A 20,230-nucleotide genomic window follows, 5' to 3' on the forward strand; every position below is an offset into this window, starting at 1 on the left:
CCGATCAGCGTCATGCGCCGGACGTCACTCGCGGTTGCCGAACAACGACAGCAGCATCATGAACATGTTGATGAAGTTCAGGTACAGTGACAGCGCGCCCATGATGGCGGCCTTGCCCAACCATTCCTGATCCCCATGCGCCGCGTGGGCGATGTATTCCGTCTTGATCCGCTGGGTGTCGTAGGCGGTCAGGCCCGCAAAGATCAGCACGCCGATGGCGGAGATCGCGAAGGCCAGCGCCGAGGACGCCAGGAAGATGTTCACGACCATCGCGACGATCAGGCCGATCAGGCCCATCATCAGGAAGGTGCCCATCGCCGACAGGTCCTTGCTCGTCGTGTAGCCATACAGCGACAGCGAGGCGAAGGCGATCGACGTGATCAGAAAGATCTGCGCGATCGAAGTGCCGGTGTAGACCAGAAAGATCGAGCTGATCGACAGGCCCATGACAGCAGCGAAGGCATAGAACACCAGCTGCGCGGTGGCGGCCGACATCTTGTTGATCATCGCCGACAGACCGAACACAAAGGCCAGCGGCGCGAACATGATGACCCACTTCAGCGGCGAGGCATAAAGCGAGTAGCCGATCTGCGTCAGGAAGGTGTCCGCGTTCAGCTGCGCGACAGCGGCGGCCGGATCGGACGTTACCGCCAGGCCGGAAATGGCCCAGGCAGCGGCAAAGGTGATGAGCATGCCCACGGACATCGTGCCGTAGACCTTGTTCATGTGGGCGCGCAGGCCCTGGTCGATTTCAGCGGCGCGGGCGCCGGAGATTGAACCGGTCCGCAGGGCGTCGAATTGTGCCATGGAACTCCTCCAAAGGATGAAAGATGAGGGCCGCGACCTGCGGACCCCTTCGCAATCGAATATCGGGGCGCTTCGAAGGCTTTTCAAGCAGGCATTGGCTCAGAAACGGCTTGTTTTGATTGATAATACCTATCGACTGTGCGCCTTGGACCGATTCATGCTATCGCAAATCGTGATAGACGGCATGACGACATTCAATTTCCAGAATGGCGACGTGCCCGCTACGGTTCCGGGGAAGGAGTTTCCATGGCCCGAAATCTTGACCTGACCGCGTTGCGCGCCTTTGCGACCGTTGCCGCCACTGGCGGTGTTACGCGCGCTGCCGCGCTGCTGAACCTCACGCAATCTGCCGTGTCGATGCAGGTCAAGCGGCTGGAGGAGGCATTGGACGCGACCCTTCTGGAACGCACAGGGCGGGGGATGCGCCTGACGTTGGAGGGCGAAAAGGCGCTGGGTTATGCCCGCCGCATGCTGGCGCTGAACGACGAGTTGCTGGACCGGATGCGCGACACCACCCCCGAGGGGGAAATCATCGTCGGCGTGCCCCATGACATCGTCCCCCGCGCGATCCCCGAGGTGCTGCGCGCCTTTGCGGCGGAATACCCCCGCATCCGCATCACGCTGATCTCTTCGGTGACCTCGATCCTGCATGAGATGTACGCGGCAGGCGAATGCGACGTGATCCTTGGCACCGAAATGGCCTGCCGCGACGGGGGCGAGGAACTGATCCGCCTGCCGTTGATCTGGGTCGGGGCCGAAGACGGCCGCGCCTGGCAGCAGCGCCCCCTGCGCCTGGCCTTTGAGGAGGCCTGCGTGTTCCGCGTCACCGCGCAAACCGCACTGGACCGGGCCGACATCCCCTGGGAGGTGGCGATCACCGCCAAGTCCAGCCGGGCCATCGATGCCTCGGTCAGTGCGGATCTGGCGTTGCACGTGTTGATCGACGGCTTCGAGACGTCGGAACTGGTGCCCGTCGAACACGGCGGCAGCTTGCCGGACATCGCGGACGTGGCGATCACGCTTTACCACAATCCGGCGGTGCGCGACCCGGCGCGGGATCGGTTGCTGGATCTTTTGCGGCAATCCTATCGCAGCTTCAGGGGGTCACGACGACCTTCCCTGTTGAGCGTCGCGTCCTGAGCAGATCCAGCGCCTCGGGCACCTGATCCAGCGGCAGCACATGGCTGATGTGCGGGTCCAGATCACCGCGCGCGTGCATCTCGAACAGGGCGGCGATGCTGTCGGTCAGAACCTTGGCGTCAAAGGCCAGGTAGCCACCCCAATAGACCCCCATCAGGTCGATGTTCTTGACCAGCAGATGATTGGCCTTGACCTGGGGCACGTCCCCGCTGGCGAAGCCGATGACCAGGATGCGGCCGCCGGGATTGGTGGCGCGGAAGGCCGCTTCGAACCCGGCCCCGCCCACCGCGTCATAGACAACGTCCGCCCCGCCCAACGCCTTGAGCCGCCCGCGCAGGTCCGGGTCTTCGGCGTCGATCAGGTGCGTGGCGCCATGGGCGCGCGCGATGTCCAGCTTGGCGGCCCCGCGGGCCACGGCCACCACCTCCGCGCCCATCTTCGCGCCCAGCTCTACCGCTGTCAGACCGACGCCGCCCGCCGCCCCCAGAACGACCAGACGCTCGCCCGGCTGCAGGCGGGCACGGTGGGCCAGGGCGACGTGGCTGGTGGAATAGGCGACGATGAAACCGGCGGCGACCTCGGCGGCCATTCCGCCCGGTACCGGAACGCAGCGGTCGGCGGGAAAGCAGCCGACTTCGGCCAGGCCGGCGTTCCCACCGAAGACGGCGACGCGGGTGCCGACGGTAGGGCTCGTGACGCCGGGGCCTTGGGCGATCACGGTGCCGCAAACCTCCATGCCCGGAACGAAGGGCGTGGCGGGGGTGTCCTGATAGGTGCCTTTGATCATCAAGAGATCGGCAAAGTTCAACCCGCAGGCCGCGATCCGCAAGGCGACCTCACCGGGGCCGGGCGAAGGCTCCGGCAGGTTGCGCAACACCGGGTCCGTCCCGCTTTCCTCGACAACCCATCCACGCATGTCCCGCCCTCCAAAGCCCGTCTGCTCCGGGATGCCGGTCTTTGGGTGCTGCGGCAAGGGGGGAAAGGTCGCAGGCGCAGCGGCCGGAACCGGGCATGTCATGGTGCTGAAATCTTTTACGAAACCACCGGTGACTCCATGGTCTGTCACACGCCGTTCACAATTCTGCAAAGGCACAACAGCACGTCTGGATCTCGTCCCTGCCGCCGGAATATGCGAAAACAACCTTTACGTGCATTGGGAGTGTGCGGATCGAGGAAGATCGGGAGGACGACCTTGAAGCATCCGGTAGATGAACACGTGGGCAAGCGCATCCGGCAGCGTCGCTGGATGATCGGGACAACCCAACAGCAGCTGGCCGAAAAGGTCGGGATCAAGTTCCAGCAGATCCAGAAATACGAGACCGGTGCGAACCGCGTCTCCGCATCGCGGATGTGGGACATCGCCGAGGCACTTCAGGTGCCCGTCGCCTATTTCTTCGAAGGCCTGGAGGAAGGACCGACCCGGACGCCCTGCAAGGATGTGCTGGGCGACAAGGAAGCGTCGGACCTCGTGCGGTGTTATTACGCGATGCCCGAAAATCAGCGCCGCCGCCTGTTCGAGTTGGCCCGCGTCCTGTCCGAGAGCGCGGCCTAGCCCTCCGCCCGCTCGCATGTCTTGACCCTCCGGTCCCGCCCATGCCACCGCAGGGAGGCCCGATACCGGAGGTGCCATGACCCATGATCTGACCGCGCTGGCCGCCGTCGCGCAGCAGTTGGCCGATGCGGCCCGCGTGGCCACCCTGCGCCATTTCCGCAAGCCGCTGACCATCGACAGCAAACGCGCGGATTTCGACCCCGTCACCATTGCCGACCGCGAGGCGGAGGCCGCGTTGCGTGCCGTTCTGGCCCGGCTGCGACCCCAGGACGGCGTTCTGGGAGAGGAGCAGGCCGCGACCCCCGGCACCTCTGGTCTGACCTGGGTTCTGGATCCGATCGACGGCACGCGCGGGTTCATTTCCGGCACGCCGACCTGGGGCGTGCTGATCGCGCTTCAGGACGACACCGGCCCGATCCTGGGGATCATCGACCAGCCCTTTACCGCGGAACGTTTCGCCGGTGGCCCGGATGGCGCGACCTGGACCCGTGGCGCGGAACACCACCCGATCAGCGTTCGCGACACCAAGACCCTGTCCGAGGCCACCATCCTGACGACCTTCCCGGAGGTCGGGACCAAGGCCGAGGGGGCCGCCTTCCACCGCGTCGCGGGGGCCTGTCGCCTGACCCGGTATGGCATGGATTGCTACGGCTATGCCTTGCTGGCGGCAGGTCACGTGGACCTCGTGATCGAGGCGGGGTTGCAGGCCTATGACATCGCCGCCCCCGTGGCCGTCGTGCAGGCGGCCGGTGGGATCGTCACCGACTGGCAGGGCGGCCCGGTTCACGCAGGCGGCCAGGCCATCGCTGCTGCCACGCCGGAGCTGCACGCCGCCGCGATGGAGCTGTTGCATGGCTGAGACCCTGATTTCCGGCGCGACCCTCTGGCGACCAGACGGGGCCGAGACCGCGGACCTGTTGATCCGTGACGGCGTGATCGCCGCCATCGGCCCGGCCCTTTCGACCACGGGTGCGCGGGTGCTGGCCCACGGCTGCCTGGTGACACCCGGCCTCGTGAACACGCACCACCACCTGTACCAGACGCTGACCCGCGCGGTGCCTGCGGGGCAGGATGCGCTGCTGTTCGGGTGGTTGCGCGCGCTTTATCCGATCTGGGCCCGGTTCACGCCGGATCACATGGCGGTTGCCACGCAACTGGGCCTCGCGGAACTGGCGCTCTCGGGCTGCACCACCTCTTCGGATCACCTCTACCTCTATCCCAACGGCGCGCGGTTGGAGGATACGATCCACGCCGCCGCCGAAATCGGCTTGCGGTTCCATCCCACCCGTGGGGCCATGTCCATCGGCGAAAGCGACGGCGGCCTGCCACCCGATTCCCTGGTCGAGGACGAAGCGGCGATCCTGGACGATTGCATTCGCGTCATCGACGCCTTTCACGACCCGGCACCCGGATCCATGTGCCGCGTGGGGATCGCGCCCTGCTCGCCGTTTTCCGTCAGTCGTGATCTGATGCGCGACGCGGCCCTGCTGGCGCGGGACAAGGGCGTGCGGCTGCACACCCATCTGGCCGAGAACGACGAAGATGTGGCCTATTCGCTCGACACGTTCGGCTGTCGCCCCGGCACCTACGCCGAGGATCTGGGCTGGACCGGCGACGACGTCTGGCACGCCCATTGCGTCAAACTGGACCCGGGCGAGATCGACCTGTTCGCCCGCAGCGGCACGGGCGTCGCGCATTGCCCCTGTTCCAACTGCCGCCTGGGATCGGGCGTGGCCCCCCTGCGCGACATGCTGGACGCGGGCGTGCCCGTGGGGCTGGGGGTGGACGGGTCGGCGTCCAACGACATGGCCAGCCTCGTGGGCGAGGCGCGCCAGGCGATGCTGTTGCAGCGGGTCACCCGTGGGGCCGACGCCATGTCGGGGGCCGAGGCGCTGCGCGTCGCGACCGAAGGCGGGGCGCGCGTGCTGGGCCGTGACGACATTGGCGCGCTTGTGCCGGGACTGCGGGCCGATCTGGCGATCTGGGACATGACGGGCGTGGACGCCGCCGGCAGTTGGGACCGCGCCGCCCTGTTATTGGCCGGGCCACGCCGCGTCCGCGACCTGTTCGTCGAGGGCCGGCAGGTGGTGCGCGACGGACAGCTGACCACGCTGGACCTGCCCCGTTTGCTGGAACGCGGCGAAGGCCTGCTGCGCGATCTGATGCGCTAGAGCGTCCAGAGCACGAGACCGACCACCACGGCCGAGACCGAGAAGACGCTCGCCAGAACCGTGAAAAGCCGCGTGGACTGCGGATCGGTGTCGTGGGACTCGAGCCGCCTCATCGCCTTGCTTGCCTGCCTGCGCGCCGACCAGAAGATCAGGAAGGCTGCGGCCAGAAACAGGGTCGAAACCAGCTTCGGCACCCAGGACGGTTCCGCTTCGTTGAACACGGCCTTCAGGCCGACGGCGATGGCGATGGCCGCCATGCCGGTGCGCATCCAGCCCGCGAAGGTCCGCTCATTGGCGAGGATGGTGCGATCCTCGGCCCAGTCGGTGCGGTCCTCGGCCCAAGCGGTCTTGGCTTCGGGGTCGGGGGTTTCTGCGGGTCTATCGGCCATGAGGACGGAGGTAGGGCGCGATAGCCACAGGACGAGGGGCCTTGGACGCCGCGCGCGGCTGCCAGCAGACTGGACGGTCAACAAGACGGACCGGCTGATCAACGGGGCGGCGTGGCCGAAGGTCCCCTAGGGTGGATTTGTCACGGGATACGGCGCGCTTACGGGACAGTTTGTTCCAAACTGCCCTGTCACTTGCGATGCTGGGTATGGTGACGTGGCAGACTTTGGCTTTGCCAAAGTCGCCGGGGGCGACGGGGCGCGGATTGCTTGGTGCGATCTTGCGAGATACGGCTCGCTTTCGGGACAGTTTGTTCCAAACTGCCCTGTCGCTTGCGATGCTGGGTGTGGTGACGTGGCAGACTTTGGCTTTGCCAAAGTCGCCGGGGGTGAGAGGCTGGACGACGACCCAAGCGGGACTCGTTGTGGCTGCTACCTTCCGGTCCTGACCAGGTTGGCGAGGCGCCTGCCCGCGCCAACCTCTCGCTGGTTGAGATAGGACAGGGGCGGGCCGGATGCAAGACGTAGCGCCGCCTGCGTGCGCAGGCCCCCGGTAGGTATGTGACACACCGCGGGCGGGGTCACCCGGGGTTGCGTTCGGCCCAGCCTGCAAAGATCTTTTCCAGCAAGACGACGACGTAGAACAACGCAATGCCCAGAACTGCCAGCGCGATCAGCACGGCAAACATCAGCGGGTAATCCGCGTTGATCTTGCCGGAATCGAACAGGTGGCCGAGGCCCCGGCCATGAGGTTCCACGATCTCCATCAGGTTGGTGCCGATGAAGGCCAGGGTGACCGATACCTTCAGCGCGCCAAAGAATTCGGGCAGGGTCTTGGGCAGGGCGATCTTCCAGAAGATCGTCATATTGGATGCCCCCAACGACCGCAGGATATCGCGGTACTCCGGCTCCAGCGTGCTGAGCCCGATGGAGACGGAGACGGCGATGGGAAAGAAGCTGATCATGAAGGCGATCAGGATCGTGTTGAAATCGTGCTGGCCTACGAACAGCAGCGCGATGACCGGCACCACGGTCGCCTTGGGCACGGCATTGAAGCCGACAAGAAGGGGATAGAGCGCCTCGCGCGCGGTGCGCGAGAAGCCCATGACCATGCCCAGACCGATCCCGAAGACGACCGCCACCAGCAGCCCCACGACCGTGCGCCACAGCGTTTGCCAAGCGTAAATGGCGAACAATTCCCGGAACTTCCAGAACGCGGGCCAAAGATCCGAGGGCGAGGCCATCTTGTAGTTTGGCCAGCCGTTGACCCAGACCAGAAACTCCCACGCGATGAGGAAAACGATACAGGCCCCGACGGGGACGGCGATCTTGCGCAACATGTTCATGCCTCCACCTCACGGCCTTGGGCGATCTGGATTTCACGGCGCAGCGTGGCCAGCAATTCGACCGCTTTCGGTGTGTAAAGATCGTCGAGGGTCCGGTGCCCCTCCAGGTCGATTTCCACGACGCGCTGCGCGCGGGCGGGGCGGGCGGAAAAGACGACGGTGCGGTCCGACAGAAACACGCTTTCGCGCAGATCGTGGGTGATCAGGACGGTGGTGAACCGTTCGATCCGGCGCAGGTCGTGCATCGTTTGCCACAGGTCTTCGCGGGTAAAGGCGTCAAGCGCGCCAAAGGGTTCGTCGAGGATCAGAACCTCGGGCCGGTGCACGATGGACCGGCACAGCGAGGCGCGTTGGCGCATGCCGCCGGACAGCTCGGACGGGCGCTTGTCTTCGAAACCCTCCAGCCCGACCAGCGCCAGCAATTCGCGGGCGCGGTCCTGCTGTTGGGTCTTGGACATGCCGGTGGATACGATTTCCAGCGGCAGCATCACGTTTTGCAGGATCGTGCGCCATTCCAGCAGAACCGGGTTCTGAAACGCCATGCCGACGGTCTTGCGCGGGCCTGTGACCGGTTCTCCGCCCAGGCGGACGATGCCCTGGTCGGGCTTCATCAGGCCTGCGATCAGGCGCGTCAGCGTGGACTTGCCACACCCCGAGGGGCCAACGACGGCGGTAAAGCTGCCTTCGGGCATGTCGATGCTGAGGTCATCCAGAACCGGCAGCGGACCGGCCGCCGTTCGATAGGCGTGGGTGACGTGTTCAAGGGCGATGGGCAGCGACATGGCGGACTTTCGGCAGGCGGCAAGGGGGCCGGGATACGGCCTGAAATCGAAGGGGGGATGCACGTCGGACCAAGGGGTGACCCGGGTCCGACGTGCAACCGGGTCTTATTTCAGCATCCGGTCTGCCGCGTCGGGCAGGTAGCTGCCGTCGAAGATGACGGACATGTCCGGGTCGTTCTGGAATTCATAAACCAGTTTGGTCTGTTCCAGCGCCGAGGCCATGCGGTCCGCGTCGACACCGCCCATGCCGTTCTCAATCACGTAGTCGGTCAGCACGTTGGCATCGATCGCCAGTTGCAGGCGCCGCTCTTCGAGGGCGACGTCGCCGGCGGGGTTGCGGTCGATGACCATCTGCGCGCCCGCGGCGGGATCGGCGATGACGTCCTTCCATCCGGCGGCCACGGCCTTGAGGAAGCCGGTCACCAGCGCCGGGTTTTCGGCGGCGAAGTCGGTGTTGACGATGATCGCGTTGCCGTAAAGGTCGACACCGTGGTCGGCCATCAGGATCGTGGTCAGATCATCCTCTGGCACGCCCAGGCGGACGAGGTTCAGATAGGATGAAAAGCTGAAACCGGTGACCGAATCGACGTTGCCTTCGGCCAGCATCGGCTCGCGCGTGGGGAAGCCGACGGGCTCGACCGTGATCTTGGACACGTCGATGTTGTTCTCGGCGGCGAAGATCGGGAACTGCGCCCAGGCGCCGTCGGGCGGCGGCGCGCCCAGGGTGGACCCCTCCAGATCGGCCACGCCGTTGATGCCCTGGCTCTTGCGACCGACGATGGCAAAGGGCGGCTTGTCATAGACCATCATCACGGCGGTCACGGGCGCGCCAGGGTTCTGGTCGAGGAATTTGACCAGGCTGTTGATATCGGCAAAGCCCAGCGGAAAGGCCCCGGTCGCGACCTTTGGAATGGCGTCGAGCGAGCCCTGACCCGCGCTGACCTCGACCGAGAGGCCCTCGGCCTCGAAGTGGCCGTTGTCGATGGCGGCGAAATAGGCAGCGGACGGCCCCTCGAATTTCCAGTCGAGCGCGAAAGGCACGGCGGTGGCGTGGCCATCGGCAAAGGCCGGCGCGGCCAGCATAAGCGCGGCGGCGACGCCGGTGAAACGGTTGAACATGATTACTCCCCATCTTTTCGGACGCCTGATTTGCCAGCAGGCCCCGTGAAAGGACCAGACGGTTCGGCTGTCTCGGGGCAGGCTGACGGGCGCGGGCAGGGCGATCAACTGATTCTTGAGCAGCCTGCCCAAAAAAGTGGCAGACGGTCTGGTCTGTGGACACGGCTGCGCCTTTGCCCCAGACCCGCACGGCGCAGCGACAGGAGACCCGCCATGAAGATTGCCGAAACCGTTACCTTTGGCGGTGGCGGGCTGAACCGGGCAGAGGATCTGCGCCGTCACCCCGAATTGCTGGCCGAGCTGCCGGTGCGGACCTTGCCGGTCTGGCGTGGCAAGCTGCTGATGAATGCGGCCCGTGACGGGCTGGCGACGCTGGACGGCCCCGCGTTCGATGGCCACGGCACACCCGTTCTGATCGGCAAGCTGGAGGGCGCGGCCCTGATGGCCCGCGATGTTTCCAGCCTGGAGACGGAGGGCATCGACGACACCATGGGTCAGTTCGTGGACCCGTCGGAACAGACCCACCCGGACCTGCCCGAGGGCACTGCCTTTGCCGAGTTGCGCGCCGTGATGCCCCGGTTGTCGCCCCTGGACGCGGAAATCGCGGCCACCGCCAAGGGCGTGTTGGAATGGCACCGCACCCACGGGTTCTGCGCCAATTGCGGGACCGAAACCCAGGTCGGCAAGGCGGGCTGGATGCGCGGCTGCGCGGGCTGCGGGCGGATGCATTTCCCGCGCACGGACCCGGTGGTGATCATGTTGATCACCCATGGTGACCGCACGTTGCTGGGCCGCTCGCCCGCCTGGCCCGAGGGGTTCTTTTCCTGTCTCGCCGGCTTCATGGAACCGGGCGAGACGATGGAATCCGCCGTGCGCCGTGAAGTCTGGGAAGAAACCGGCGTGCGGGTCGGGCCGGTGCGCTATCTGGCGTCGCAGCCCTGGCCGTTTCCCGGTTCCCTGATGCTGGGTGCCCACGGCGAGGCGGTCACGGAGGAGATCGAGATCGACCCGGAGGAAATCGCCGAAGCGATCTGGCTCGACCGATCCGAGGTTCTGGAGGTCTTTGCAGGCACCCATCCGCGCATCACCCCCGCGCGCAAGGGGTCGATCGCGCGGTTTCTCCTGGAAAACTGGCTGGCAGATCGGCTGGACTAGGCTAGACCTAGTCAAAACATGACCGCCGGAGTCCCCATGAAATTCACCGCCACCGAAGACATCGCCGCCCCGATCGAAACCGTCTGGGCGCGGGTCAGCAACTTCGACGGCTTCGAAGGGGCGTTGAAGGGACGCGCCCGCGAGATCCGGCGGAGCCCGGACGGACCTGCCACGCCGGGCACCAGATGGACGGCGACCGGCACGGTTCTGGGCAAGCAACGGGACGTAGAAATCACGCTCGACGAGATGACGGTGCCGACGCGTGTCTGTGCCTCCGGCGGCAGCGATGGGCTGTCGGTCGTGCTGGACGCGACACTGGAATCGCTGGGCCCCAACCGCACCCGCCTGACCGTGACGAGCGAGGCCAAGGCCAGAACGATGACCGCGAAACTGATGCTCAAGACCGCGTCGCTGGCCCAAGGCAAGATGGCGGAACGCTATGGCAACCGCATCGAAAGCTTTGCCCGCCGGATCGAGAAATCCGCCTGATCAATCGTCGTCCACGCCGATGTCGCGCAAGAGGTGCGGGGCCGTATCCCGCAGCCGCTCAACGCCTTGGTGGCGCAGGTTTTCCAGCCGATGCCGCGCCTGGAGTGCGTATAAAAAGCTGATCCAGTCGCGGAGCATGGAGCGGGCCGGCGTGGTAACGTCTGTTCTGCGGTCCAAGGTGATCATCTGCGCCTCACGTGGTCATCCTGATTGCAGGATAGGGGTGCCGGACCCCGGCGCACAAAGCAGGAAAACGCTGGCCTGCGTCAGGAAACCTGTGCCAACCTTGTGCCATGCGCCTGCCCCCGCTCAACGCCCTGCGCGCCTTTGAGGCGGCCGCCCGCCACGGCGGGTTTCTGGCTGCTGCCGATGAGCTGGGGGTTTCGCGGGGTGCGGTCAGCCGCCACGTCAAACTGCTGGAGGATGACCTGGGCACCGCGCTGTTCATCCGCAGCCACAACGGCGTGGCCCTGACCCCGGCGGGTCAACGGCTGAGGCCCGTGCTGACCGAGGCGTTTCGCGCCATCACCGATGAGGTGGCGCAGGTGTCGGGGCACGGCGGCGCGCTGCGCATCATCTGCCCGCCCGCCTTGTCGATCCGCTGGCTGTTCCCCCGGCTCGACGGATTCCGCGCGGCGCACCCGGAGATCCGTCTGCAGCTGACGACTGATTTCTATGGTGAGGCGGGGTTCGATACGGGGGCTTTCGACCTTGGCATCACGACCCTGCACGCGCGCACCCGGCCCGACAGTCTGCGCAGCCAGGTTCTGTTTCCGATGCGGGTGACGCCGGCCTGTGCGCCGGACTTTCTGGCGGCCCATCCATTGCGGCACCCCGCCGATCTGGCGGGCCTGCCCCTGCTGCACGAGGCGGCGTCGCGGGCGGACTGGCGACAGTGGCTGACGGTGTTCGGTGCGGGGGGTGCCTCGGCAGAGGACGGCACGGTTTTTCCCAATCTCGACATGGCGTTGCGGGCCGCCGTGATGGGCGGGGGCGTGGTCATGGCCGATCTGGCGCTGGCCGTCGAGGAGCTGTCGCGCGGCGATCTGGTGCTGCCGTTTCCCACGATGACGCTGGACCCGCCGGAGGGGCCCTTCGGTCTGATCGGTCCGCGCGACCGGTGGAACAGCCCGTCGGTCGCGGCTTTTCGGCGCTGGGTTGTGGGCGTGCTGCCCGAGGGTCCCGTCGGCTCAGTCTGACAGCAGGCGATTCGCGAGGGGCCAGCCGACGGCCACATTTTCCGACCGTCAAAGCGGACCGGCATCGGTAAAGCGCTCCGTCTCGACCCCGCCGCTGCGCGCATAAAAGGCGCGCGCGCGGTTGTTCGCCGTCACCACCGCCAGGGCCGCACGGGCGTGTCCCGCCCGCGCCAGCCGGTCCAGCGCCAGATCCAGCAGTCGCCGCCCAAGGCCCGCGCCGCGCGCGTTCGGGTCGACATACAGGTGCTTGATCTCTGCCGTGGCCCCGAGGTCAGCCTGCGAGGCGGGCCCGAAGGCGACGACACCCGCGATCCCGTCCCGCCCCTGGGCCAGGACCGCCCCGCGATCCGGCGCGGGGCTGGCAAGCAACGCGTCCCAGGCGGGCAGACGGCGCGCGATGTCCAACGCGTCATAGGCGGCGGCTGGTGCCAGGTCGCGATAGGTCAGCCGCCAGATCCGGACGTGAAATGCCGCCAGGGCCGCTGCGTCGGACGGGTCCGCCTGCCGAAGGCGCGGGCCGTCTGTCACCCGGCCCCGCCGTCGAAATGCTCCGGGTCCGCGGGGTAGACGCCCAGAATGTCCAGAGAGGAGGTGAAATAGGCCAGCTCCTCCAGGGCGCGGGCGACGGGGGCATCGTCGGGGTGCCCCTCGATGTCGGCATAGAACTGGGTCGCCGAAAAGCTGCCGTCGACCATGTAGCTTTCCAGCTTGGTCATGTTGACGCCATTGGTCGCGAATCCCCCCATCGCCTTGTAAAGCGCGGCGGGAATGTTGCGGACGCGGAACACGAAGGTGGTCTTGATCGGGCCCGACCCGGTGACCGGGCGGTGCGGCTCGCGCGACATGATCAGAAACCGCGTGGTGTTGCGGTCGTGATCCTCGATGTGGCGCGCCAGAACGTCGAGGCCATAGATCTTGCCCGCCATCTCGGAGGCCAGGGCCGCCTCGGACGGATTGCGCGCCTCGGCGATCTGCTTGGCGGATCCGGCCGTGTCCGCACCGACGCGCGGGCGGATGCCGTTCCGGCTGAGGTAGTCGCGGCACTGCCCCAGCAGAACCGTGTGCGACTGGGCCACCTTCACATCGCTCAGCGCCGTGCCAGGCAGGGCCAACAGGTTGATATGCACCCGCACGAAGGCTTCTTCGATGATGTGCAGGCCTGAATGCGGCAGGAGCGAATGGATGTCGGCCACCCGGCCATAGGTGGAATTCTCGACCGGCAGCATGGCCAGATCGGCGCGTCCGTCGCGCACCGCGTCGATCGCATCCTCGAAGGTCGGACAGGGCAGGGGGGCGTGGTCGGGGCGGGCCTCGTGACAGGCCTGATGGGAATAGGCGCCCAGTTCCCCCTGGAAGGCGATGGTGGCTGACATATCCTCTCCCCGTCAGATGATGCGTTTCGTCGCGGTCGGTATCTCTTGCGCCGAGCCGTTGAAACCCCATACATACCCGCGACGCGAGACACGACCCGCAAGACGGGCCCCAGGACGGAAAGAGGCATCATATGGATACCATGACGATCACCAAGGCTGGCGGTGCCCTGTGCGGCGCGCTCCTGATCTTCTTGCTGGGTGCCTGGGCGGCCGAAGGTCTGTATCACGTGGGCGGTGGCCACGGCGACGATCACGCCATGGGCTATGAGATCGAAGTCGCCGAAGCAGGCGCCGCCGCAGCCGAAGTCGAGGCCGAGCCGGAAGTCCCCTTCGAAGAGGTTTACGTCAACGCCTCTGCTGATGCGGGCGAGGGCCTGTGGCGTCAGTGTTCCGCCTGTCACAAGCTGGAGGCAGGCGCCAACGGCACCGGCCCCTATCTTCATGGCGTGGTCGGTCGCGACAAGGGCGCGGCAGAGGGCTACAGCTACTCCGACACGCTGGCCACGATGGAAGGCGACTGGACCCCCGAGAACCTGTCCGGGTTCCTGGCCGACCCCAAGGGGTACGCGCCCGGCACCAAGATGGCCTATCGCGGCATGCGCGACATCGAAGATCGCGCCAACCTGATTGCCTATCTGGCCACCATCGGCGGCTGACACCCGAGGCAATCTGACGTGACAAGCGACCGCCCCCGGGCGGTCGTTTTCGTTTGCGGCGCCGCGCGTCCGGTTGCGATCATACGGCGTAGGGCGGGTTTTCAACCCGCCTTGGTGGGGCGGCGGGTTGAAAACCCGCCCTACGTCTTACGCCCGCGGACCGGTTCGCGACCTGCGACCGCTGCGTGGTTCCGGCTTTCCTGACGCTTGCAGCGGCCTAAATCACGCGCAGGTGACGTGCAGGCCCTTGAAACTGGGGCGCACGGCTCGTTACGTGATGGGAACCCCAAAGGGAGGTGCCGTATGATCCACCGTTTTGCTTCGACCTTCGCCGCCGGGCTGGTGCTTGCCGCCCCCGTCCTGGCCCAGGATCTGATCGTCAGCCATGGCTACAGCAACTTCGGGGAGCTAAAATACGGACCGGATGAGCCGTTTTCCTACGTGAACACCGATGCGCCCAAGGGGGGCGAGATCAGTTTCGATGCGCTGGGCAATTTCGACAGCTTCAACCTGTATACCCGCAACGGCAATGTCGCGACCGGCACGCAGGTGATGTACGAGGATATCTTCATCTCTGCCGCTGACGACCCGTACGGCAGCTATTGCTACCTTTGCACCACGATCGAATACCCCGCCGACCGATCCTATGTGATCGTCAATCTGCGCGAGAACATCACCTTTGCCGACGGCACGCCGATGACCGCAGAGGATGTGAAGTTCACCGTCGATCTGTTTCTGGAACAGGGCCTGCCGGAGTTCCGCTCCGTGGTCGAAAGCTATTTCTCGGCAGTGGACGTGACCGGCCCCTATCAGGTCCGTTTCGATTTCAACGACGAGGCGCCGTTCAACGACCGCCTGGGACTGGTGGGCATCTGGAATCCCTTCTCCAAGGCGTGGTTCGAGGAAACCGGGGCGCGGCTGGACGAATCCACGACGACACCGTTCCTGGGGACTGGTCCCTATGTGTTGGGCCCGGTCGACATGGGCCGGTCGCTGACATACGTGCGCAATCCCAATTGGTGGGGCGCGGATCTGCCGCTCAACCAGGGGCGGCACAACTTCGATTCCATCCGGTACGAATATTTTGGCGACGCCGCCGCCGCCATTCAGGGCTTTTTCGCGGGCGAATATACCGTGCGGGTCGAGAACAGCTCCAAGGAATGGGCCACCTCCTACGACGTGCCCCCGGTGGAGCGTGGCGACATCATCCGCGAAACGCTGCCGGACGGGAATATCTCTACCGCGCAGGGGTTCATCTTCAACCTCAAGCGGGACAAGTGGAACGATCCGCAGGTGCGCGATGCCATCCGCATGATGTTCAACTTCGAATGGTCGAACGAGACGTTGTTCTACGGTCTCTATTCCCGTCCCGCCAGCTTTTGGGGCGGCTCCGACCTGGCGGCCGAGGGCGTGCCAACCGAAGGAGAGCGCGCCGTGCTGGCACCGCTGGTCGAGGAAGGTCTGCTTGACGCCTCGATCCTGACCGACGAGGCGGTGATGCCGCCGGTCAACGGCGCGGACCGCAATCAACCCGACCGCCGCACCCGCCGCGCCGCGCTGCGCCTGCTCAACGAGGCCGGCTGGGAAACCGGCAGCGACGGCATGTTGCGCAATGCAGAGGGTCAGACGCTGGATCTGATCATCATCCAGTTCAGCCCGACCTTCGACCGCATCGTGAACCCCTACGTGGAAAACCTGCGCGACATCGGGGTCAACGCCCGCCTGGAACGGATCGACCGTGCGCAATACATCGAACGGCGCCGGTCGGGCGACTGGGACCTGACCAATCAGTCGCTGGGCCAGGGCTTTGAGCCGGGCGGCGGGTTGAAGCAATGGTTCGGCTCCGAGACGGCCGAGAATTCGTCGCGGAACCTCATGGCGCTTGCCGATCCTGCGGTGGACCGCCTGATCGACATCGCCATCGACAGCAAGGACCTGGACGACGTCCGCGACCGTCTGCGGGCGCTGGACCGGGTGCTGCGCGCCTGGGGGTTCTGGATCCCGCAATGGGGCAATTCGGAACATTGGATCGCCAGCTGGAACATGTTCCGCCACCCCGATGAATTGCCGCCGCTGGCCCCAGGCGTGATCGACTTCTGGTGGCTCGACGCCGAGGCCGAGGCCGCGTTGAAAGCCTCCGGAGCCCTCTAATGGGAGCTTACATCCTGCGGCGTCTGCTGCTGATGATCCCCACCCTTCTGGGGATCATGATCATCAACTTTGCGCTGATCCAGTTCGTCCCCGGCGGCCCGGTGGAACAGGTTCTGGCCCAGTTGGAAGGTGGCGGCGACGCCTTCGACAGCTTTTCGGGCGGCGCGTCCGAGATCCAGTCGACCGGCAACGATTCGGGCTACACCGGGGCGCAGGGCCTGCCGCAGGAGTTCATCGACGAGCTGGAGCGCCAGTTCGGGTTCGACAAGCCGCCGTTGGAACGGTTTCTCAACATGATGTGGGACTACGTGCGCTTCGACTTCGGCGAGAGCTATTTCCGATCCATCTCGGTCGTCGACCTGGTGCTGGAAAAGATGCCGGTGTCGATCACGCTGGGCCTTTGGACGACGCTTCTGGCCTATCTGATCTCGATCCCGCTGGGCATCCGTAAGGCGGTGCGCGACGGGTCCAGTTTCGACACCTGGACCAGCGGCATCGTCATCGTGGCCTATGCCATTCCGGGCTTTCTGTTCGCGATCCTGCTTTTGGTGCTGTTCGCGGGCGGGTCCTACCTGAAGCTGTTCCCCCTGCGCGGCCTGACGTCGCCGGGGTCCGAGGACCTGTCGATTCCGATGCAGATCGTCGACTATTTCTGGCACATCACCCTGCCGGTCCTGGCCGCAACGATTTCCGCCTTTGCGGGTCTGACGTTGCTAACCAAGAACTCGTTCCTGGATGAAATCCGCAAGCAATACGTGGTGACCGCCAAGGCCAAGGGCCTGTCCGAGGGGCGGGTCCTTTATGGCCACGTCTTCCGCAACGCCATGCTGATCGTGATCTCGGGGTTTCCTGCGCTTTTTGTGTCGGTTTTCTTCGGCGGCTCGCTTATCATTGAAACGATCTTCTCGCTCGACGGGCTGGGGCGGCTGGGGTTCGAGGCCGTGGTGAACCGCGACTATCCGGTGATGTTCGGCACGCTGTTCGCGTTCTCGCTGCTGGGTTTGATCGTGGGTCTGATCACCGATCTGACCTATATCTGGATCGACCCCCGCATCGACTTCGAAAGCCGGGAGACGTGACATGGCCCTGCTGACCCTGTCCCCCCTGAACCAGCGCCGATTGCGCAACTTCCGCAAGAACGGGCGGGCCTATTGGTCGCTGTGGATCTTTGGCGTGCTCTTCATCCTGTCGCTCTTTGCCGAGGTGCTGGCCAACGACAAGCCGCTGTTGGTCAGCTACCGCGGAGAGGTGCACGCGCCTTTCCTGACCTTCTACCCGGAGACGGCCTTTGGTGGCGATTTCCAGACCGAAGCTGTCTACCGCGACCCGGAGGTGGAATGCCTGATCGTGTCCGGCGGGTTGGAGGATTGCTTCGACTTTCCCGAAGAGATGCTGACCGAAATCGACGCCAGCGGCACCTGGAACGGGGAGGCGGTGGACAAGGGATGGGTTCTCTGGCCGCTGATCCCCTACAGCTACAACACCGTCAACGACATCGACGGCGCGGCCCCGTCCGCCCCGGATGCGCAGCACTGGCTGGGCACCGATGACACGGCGCGCGACGTGACCGCGCGGGTGATCTACGGCTTCCGCCTGTCCGTGGCCTTTGCGCTGATCACCACCTTTTTCACCAGCATCATCGGCATCGCGGCAGGTGCCGTGCAGGGCTTTTTCGGGGGCTGGACCGACCTGATCATGCAGCGCGTGGTGGAAATCTGGGCTGCGATCCCGTCGCTTTACATCATCATCATCGTGGCGGCGATCATCCCGATGAACTTCTGGCTGCTGGTGGGTCTGACCGTGTTCTTCGGCTGGATCGGCCTGGTGGGCGTGGTGCGCGCAGAATTCCTGCGGGCCCGCAACTTCGAATACGTCCGCGCCGCGCGCGCGCTGGGCGTATCCAGCGCCACGATCATGTTCCGTCACCTGCTGCCCAACGCCATGGTGGCGACGCTGACCTTCCTGCCGTTTCTGGTCACCGGGGCGATCGGCGGGCTCGCCGCGCTTGATTTCCTGGGCTACGGCCTGCCGTCGTCGTCCCCCTCGTTGGGCGAGATGACCTTGCAGGCCAAGCAGAACCTTCAGGCCCCCTGGCTGGCCTTTACGGCCTTCGTCACCTTTGCGGTGATGCTGTCGCTGCTGGTCTTCATCTTCGAGGGCATCCGCGACGCCTTTGACCCGCGAAAGACCTTCGCATGAGCCTTCTGACCGTCAAAGACCTGCGCATCGCCTTCCGTCAGGACGGCCAGGTGACCGAGGCCGTCAAGGGCGTCTCGTTCTCGGTCGAAAAGGGCGAGACCGTCGCCCTGGTCGGCGAATCCGGCTCCGGCAAATCGATCACCGCGCTGTCGACCGTGTCGCTCCTGCCCGATTCGGCGCAGGTGACCGGCTCGATCACCTACGACGGCGCAGAGATGGTCGGCGCCCCCGAGGCAGAGCTGCGCCGCGTGCGCGGCAACGACATCAGCTTCATCTTCCAGGAGCCGATGACTTCGCTCAATCCGCTCCACACCATCGAAAAACAGCTGAGCGAGGCGCTCCTCCTCCATCAGGGGCTCAGCGGTGGCGCAGCCCGCAGCCGTATTCTGGACCTGCTGGACAAGGTCGGTATCGTCGACGCCGAAAGCCGATTGTCCGCCTACCCGCATGAGCTGTCGGGGGGGCAACGGCAGCGGGTGATGATCGCCATGGCGCTGGCGAACGGGCCGGACCTGCTGATTGCGGACGAACCCACGACCGCGCTCGACGTGACGATCCAGGCGCAGATTCTCGAACTCCTGGCAGAGCTTCAGCGGGCAGAGGGCATGTCCATGCTCTTCATCACGCATGACCTGGGCATCGTGCGTCGCTTTGCGGACCGCGTCTGCGTCATGCAGCACGGGGAAATCGTGGAAACCGGTCCCGTGGCCGACATCTTCGATAACCCACAGCATCCCTACACCCGCAAACTGCTGGCCGCTGAACCGACGGGCCGCCCCGATCCGGTGCCCGCCGGCGCAACAGAGGTGGTGTCCACCGACCACCTGCGCGTCTGGTTCCCGATCAAGACGGGCCTGCTGAAACGCACCAGCGGCCACGTCAAGGCGGTCAACGACGCCACGCTTTCGGTCCGTGCGGGCGAAACGCTGGGCATCGTGGGGGAATCCGGTTCCGGCAAGACGACGCTGGCGCTGGCGATCATGCGGCTGATTTCCTCCGATGGGCCGATCACGCTTGAAGGCAGACGCATCGACGGGCTCAAGACCCGCGACATGCGCCCCCTGCGTCAGGCCACGCAGATCGTGTTCCAGGATCCCTACGGCAGCCTCAGCCCGCGCATGACCGTGGCCGAAATCGTGGCCGAGGGTCTGCGCCTGCACGACACCGGCGACAGCCGCCCGCACCGCGAACAGGTGGCCGAGATCCTGGCGGAAACCGGCATCGACCCGGCGTCGATGGACCGCTATCCGCATGAATTCTCCGGCGGCCAGCGACAGCGCATCGCCATTGCCCGTGCCATGATCCTGCGCCCCCGTCTTGTTGTCCTGGACGAGCCGACCTCTGCCCTGGACCAGACCGTGCAGGTCCAGATCGTCGACCTTCTGCGCGATCTGCAACGACGCTACGGGCTGGCCTACCTCTTCATTTCTCACGACCTCAAGGTGGTGCGCGCCCTGTCCCACAAGGTCATGGTGATGAAACGCGGCGATGTGGTCGAGGCGGGCGAGGCAGCCCAGGTCTTCGACGATCCCGCCGATCCCTACACCCGCGCCCTCATGGCCGCCGCCTTCGATCTGCGCACCTCCGAGGCCATCGCCACCTGACCCGGGACTTTTTCTCGGCGAAAATACTCCGGGGGAGTCCCGCAGGGACGGGGGCAGAGCCCCCCACAAGCAAAAAGGCCCGGCGCAGCCGGACCTTGTCG

At 65.6% G+C, this 20,230-nt stretch carries 21 protein-coding genes, 1 other RNA gene and 1 pseudogene; 13 read left to right on the top strand and 10 right to left on the bottom strand.

Features of this window, described 5'->3' with window-relative positions; all coding sequences use genetic code 11:
- Positions 1–24 precede the first annotated feature (24 nt).
- The gene (locus K3551_RS06435) at positions 25–807 is read right to left on the bottom strand and encodes a Bax inhibitor-1/YccA family protein (protein WP_259918639.1); all 783 of its coding nucleotides are present in this window, start codon (positions 805–807) and stop codon (positions 25–27) included.
- Here K3551_RS06435 and K3551_RS06440 point away from each other — a divergent pair.
- Together K3551_RS06440 and K3551_RS06445 are read left to right on the top strand one after the other, a co-directional pair.
- Entirely contained in the window at positions 806–1,075 is a 270-nt protein-coding gene (locus tag K3551_RS06440; RefSeq protein ID WP_259918640.1) for a hypothetical protein, read from the top strand. The genes K3551_RS06435 and K3551_RS06440 overlap by 2 nt on opposite strands.
- Entirely contained in the window at positions 1,054–1,947 is an 894-nt protein-coding gene (locus K3551_RS06445) for a LysR family transcriptional regulator (RefSeq protein WP_259918641.1), read from the top strand. The genes K3551_RS06440 and K3551_RS06445 overlap by 22 nt, the downstream gene beginning before the upstream one ends.
- On the opposite strand, the gene K3551_RS06450 is transcribed toward K3551_RS06445, so the two are convergent.
- Positions 1,904–2,863, bottom strand: coding sequence for an NADPH:quinone oxidoreductase family protein (locus tag K3551_RS06450; RefSeq protein WP_259918642.1), 960 nt, complete (start codon positions 2,861–2,863; stop codon positions 1,904–1,906). The two genes, K3551_RS06445 and K3551_RS06450, sit on opposite strands and share 44 nt — an antisense overlap.
- 276 nt (positions 2,864–3,139) lie before the next feature.
- Here K3551_RS06450 and K3551_RS06455 point away from each other — a divergent pair, with 276 nt between their 5' ends.
- The 3 genes from K3551_RS06455 (at position 3,140) to K3551_RS06465 (ending at position 5,670) form a co-directional block, all read left to right on the top strand.
- Positions 3,140–3,499, top strand: a complete 360-nt coding sequence (locus tag K3551_RS06455; protein WP_259918644.1) for a helix-turn-helix domain-containing protein — start codon at positions 3,140–3,142, stop codon at positions 3,497–3,499.
- A gap of 76 nt (positions 3,500–3,575) precedes the next feature.
- A complete protein-coding gene (hisN, locus tag K3551_RS06460) occupies positions 3,576–4,358 on the top strand; it encodes a histidinol-phosphatase (RefSeq protein WP_259918645.1) in 783 nt (260 codons plus the stop codon).
- Positions 4,351–5,670 carry an 8-oxoguanine deaminase gene (locus K3551_RS06465; protein WP_259918646.1) on the top strand — a complete coding sequence of 440 codons (1,320 nt, stop codon included), beginning with the start codon at positions 4,351–4,353 and terminating at the stop codon, positions 5,668–5,670. Before hisN ends, K3551_RS06465 begins: the two co-directional genes overlap by 8 nt.
- Here the strand turns inward: K3551_RS06465 and K3551_RS06470 are convergent.
- The 5 genes and pseudogenes from K3551_RS06470 to K3551_RS06490 form a co-directional block, all read right to left on the bottom strand.
- Positions 5,667–6,059, bottom strand: coding sequence for a YidH family protein (locus K3551_RS06470; protein WP_259918647.1), 393 nt, complete (start codon positions 6,057–6,059; stop codon positions 5,667–5,669). The genes K3551_RS06465 and K3551_RS06470 overlap by 4 nt on opposite strands.
- Before the next feature lie 384 nt (positions 6,060–6,443).
- Positions 6,444–6,542: signal recognition particle sRNA small type (gene ffs / locus K3551_RS06475), an RNA gene on the bottom strand.
- A 95-nt stretch (positions 6,543–6,637) separates the two neighbouring features.
- Entirely contained in the window at positions 6,638–7,402 is a 765-nt protein-coding gene (locus K3551_RS06480) for an ABC transporter permease (RefSeq protein WP_259918648.1), read from the bottom strand.
- Positions 7,399–8,085 (bottom strand): annotated as a pseudogene (locus K3551_RS06485) (ABC transporter ATP-binding protein); the annotation flags it as partial. The pseudogene K3551_RS06485 and the gene K3551_RS06480, both read right to left, overlap by 4 nt.
- A 204-nt stretch (positions 8,086–8,289) precedes the next feature.
- Complete coding sequence (locus K3551_RS06490) at positions 8,290–9,303, bottom strand: ABC transporter substrate-binding protein (RefSeq protein WP_259918650.1); 1,014 nt, start codon at positions 9,301–9,303, stop codon at positions 8,290–8,292.
- 213 nt (positions 9,304–9,516) lie between these two features.
- Between K3551_RS06490 and nudC the strand changes: the two genes are divergently transcribed.
- Positions 9,517–10,458, top strand: a complete 942-nt coding sequence (nudC, locus tag K3551_RS06495) for an NAD(+) diphosphatase (RefSeq protein ID WP_259918652.1) — start codon at positions 9,517–9,519, stop codon at positions 10,456–10,458.
- Positions 10,459–10,494: 36 nt separating this feature from the next.
- Positions 10,495–10,947, top strand: a complete 453-nt coding sequence (locus tag K3551_RS06500; RefSeq protein WP_259918653.1) for an SRPBCC family protein — start codon at positions 10,495–10,497, stop codon at positions 10,945–10,947.
- On the opposite strand, the gene K3551_RS06505 is transcribed toward K3551_RS06500, so the two are convergent.
- The gene (locus K3551_RS06505; RefSeq protein WP_259918655.1) at positions 10,948–11,133 is read right to left on the bottom strand and encodes a hypothetical protein; all 186 of its coding nucleotides are present in this window, start codon (positions 11,131–11,133) and stop codon (positions 10,948–10,950) included. It lies immediately after the preceding gene.
- Positions 11,134–11,240: 107 nt separating this feature from the next.
- Between K3551_RS06505 and K3551_RS06510 the strand changes: the two genes are divergently transcribed.
- Positions 11,241–12,146, top strand: coding sequence for a LysR substrate-binding domain-containing protein (locus K3551_RS06510; RefSeq protein WP_259918656.1), 906 nt, complete (start codon positions 11,241–11,243; stop codon positions 12,144–12,146).
- 48 nt (positions 12,147–12,194) lie between these two features.
- Here the strand turns inward: K3551_RS06510 and K3551_RS06515 are convergent, their stop codons facing one another.
- Together K3551_RS06515 and K3551_RS06520 are read right to left on the bottom strand one after the other, a co-directional pair.
- Entirely contained in the window at positions 12,195–12,674 is a 480-nt protein-coding gene (locus tag K3551_RS06515) for a GNAT family N-acetyltransferase (protein WP_259918657.1), read from the bottom strand.
- A complete protein-coding gene (locus K3551_RS06520) occupies positions 12,671–13,519 on the bottom strand; it encodes a prephenate dehydratase (RefSeq protein WP_259918658.1) in 849 nt (282 codons plus the stop codon). The genes K3551_RS06515 and K3551_RS06520 overlap by 4 nt, the downstream gene beginning before the upstream one ends.
- Before the next feature lie 131 nt (positions 13,520–13,650).
- Here K3551_RS06520 and K3551_RS06525 point away from each other — a divergent pair, with 131 nt between their 5' ends.
- The 5 genes from K3551_RS06525 to K3551_RS06545 all read left to right on the top strand — a co-directional run bounded on the left by K3551_RS06525 (position 13,651) and on the right by K3551_RS06545 (position 20,129).
- Entirely contained in the window at positions 13,651–14,175 is a 525-nt protein-coding gene (locus K3551_RS06525) for a cytochrome c family protein (protein WP_259918660.1), read from the top strand.
- A gap of 303 nt (positions 14,176–14,478) precedes the next feature.
- Positions 14,479–16,326, top strand: a complete 1,848-nt coding sequence (locus K3551_RS06530; RefSeq protein WP_259918662.1) for an extracellular solute-binding protein — start codon at positions 14,479–14,481, stop codon at positions 16,324–16,326.
- The gene (locus tag K3551_RS06535) at positions 16,326–17,405 is read left to right on the top strand and encodes a microcin C ABC transporter permease YejB (protein ID WP_259918664.1); all 1,080 of its coding nucleotides are present in this window, start codon (positions 16,326–16,328) and stop codon (positions 17,403–17,405) included. Before K3551_RS06530 ends, K3551_RS06535 begins: the two co-directional genes overlap by 1 nt.
- Positions 17,406–17,415: 10 nt before the next feature.
- A complete protein-coding gene (locus K3551_RS06540) occupies positions 17,416–18,525 on the top strand; it encodes an ABC transporter permease (RefSeq protein ID WP_259919502.1) in 1,110 nt (369 codons plus the stop codon).
- Complete coding sequence (locus tag K3551_RS06545) at positions 18,522–20,129, top strand: ABC transporter ATP-binding protein (protein WP_259918666.1); 1,608 nt, start codon at positions 18,522–18,524, stop codon at positions 20,127–20,129. Before K3551_RS06540 ends, K3551_RS06545 begins: the two co-directional genes overlap by 4 nt.
- Positions 20,130–20,230: the final 101 nt, after the last annotated feature.

The organism is Jannaschia sp. M317, from assembly GCF_025141175.1.
In the GTDB taxonomy this organism is placed as follows: Bacteria; Pseudomonadota; Alphaproteobacteria; order Rhodobacterales; family Rhodobacteraceae; genus Jannaschia.